Annotated in this window: 1 protein-coding gene; it reads left to right on the top strand. The window is 71.1% G+C overall.

What is annotated here, in order from left to right; all coding sequences use genetic code 11:
• On the top strand, positions 1-1609 hold a 1609-nt coding region (locus tag ABD879_RS32525), incomplete at both ends, for a condensation domain-containing protein (protein WP_345025630.1).

The following is a 1609-nucleotide window of genomic DNA, read 5'->3' as shown; positions in this document are numbered from 1 at the left end:
CGCTGAAGACTCCTTCTTCGAACTCGGCGGAGACTCTCTCCTCGCCATGCGGCTGGTCACTCGCCTGCGGGCGGTGTTCGAGGTCGAGGTCGGCATCAAGACGTTGTTCGCCGAGCCCACGGTCGCCGGTGTCGCGAAGGCCGTCACCGCTGGCACGGACCGGGCCCGTCCACCGCTGACGGCGCGACCCCGTCCGGACGTGGTGCCGCTGTCCTATGGGCAGCAGCGCATGTGGTTCCTCAACCGCCTGGAGGAAGCAGGCGAAGGCGCGGCCTACACCCTGCCGCTACTGCTGCGAATCTCCGGCGAACTGGACGTCCCCGCCCTGGAAGCGGCCCTGGCCGATGTCGCCGACCGGCACGAGAGCCTGCGCACGATCTTCCCCGAGGTCGACGGCGAGCCGCACCAGCGGGTGCTGACCGGTCGCGCCGGTCATCCCCGGCTCGAGATCGCCCGGCCCGGCGAGGACGTTGACCGCAGTTTCGATCTCCGGAAGGACCTGCCCTGGCGGGCCCGGCTGGTCGAACTCGGCCCGAACGAACACGTCCTTGAGATCGTGGCGCACCACATCGCCGTGGACGGCTGGTCGCTGGGAGTACTGGCCCGTGATCTCGGTGTCGCGTACGCGGCTCGCCGGGAGGGACGGGAACCAGGCTGGGCGCCGCTGCCGGTCCAGTACGCCGACTACGCGATCTGGCAGCGCGAGGTACTGGGCGACCCGGACGACCCGCACAGTGTGATCAGCGGCCAGCTCGGCTATTGGCGCGAGGCCCTGCGCGATCTGCCGGAGGAACTGACGCTTCCGACCGACCGGCCGAGGCCCGCCACACCGTCCTTCCGAGGCCGCTCGGTGCCAGTGACCTTGGGCCCGGACGCCCATGCGGGCCTTGTCCGGGTGGCGCAGCGAGGCGGCGCGACCGTGTTCATGGTGGTGCAGACGGCGCTGGCGGCGTTGCTGGCCCGGCTCGGCGCGGGGACCGACATCCCGCTCGGCACACCCGTCGCAGGCCGGGGGGACGCCGCGCTGGACGGGCTGGCGGGCTTCTTCGTCAACACGCTGGTGCTGCGCACGGACGTGAGCGGGGACCCGTCGTTCCTGGAACTCCTGGCGCGGGTCCGCGAAACCGATCTGGCCGCCTACGCGCATCAGGAACTGCCGTTCGAGCGGCTGGTGGACGAACTCAGCCCCGCCCGCTCGCTGGACCGGCACCCGCTGTTCCAGGTGATGTTCACCCTCCAGAGCGCCACGGGCGACCGGCAGGGACGGTGGGAGCTGCCGGGGCTCCGGGTGGAGCCGATGCCGCCCGGCGAAGAGGCCGAGACCGCCCGGTTCGACCTGTCCATCACCCTGGCGGAACGCCGCGACGAGGACGGCGTTCCCGTGGGCATCGGCGGAGAGATCCTCTACGCGACCGACCTGTTCGACGAGGCGACCGCGCAAGCTCTGTCCGATCGCCTCGTCCGCGTCCTCGAACAGCTCGCGGCCGACCCTGAGCTGCGTGTGAGCCAGGTGGAGGTTCTGGACGAGGACGAGCGGCGTGCGGTGCTGACGGACTGGAACGCCACGCAGGCGCCGGTCGCAGATGCCCTGATCCCCGAGCAGATCCAG

Source organism: Actinomadura keratinilytica (genome assembly GCF_039539665.1).
Classification (GTDB): Bacteria; Actinomycetota; Actinomycetes; order Streptosporangiales; family Streptosporangiaceae; genus Spirillospora; species Spirillospora keratinilytica.
The sequence above is the reverse complement of the archived record's forward strand: the minus strand, read 5'-3'. Positions and strand labels throughout refer to the sequence as shown.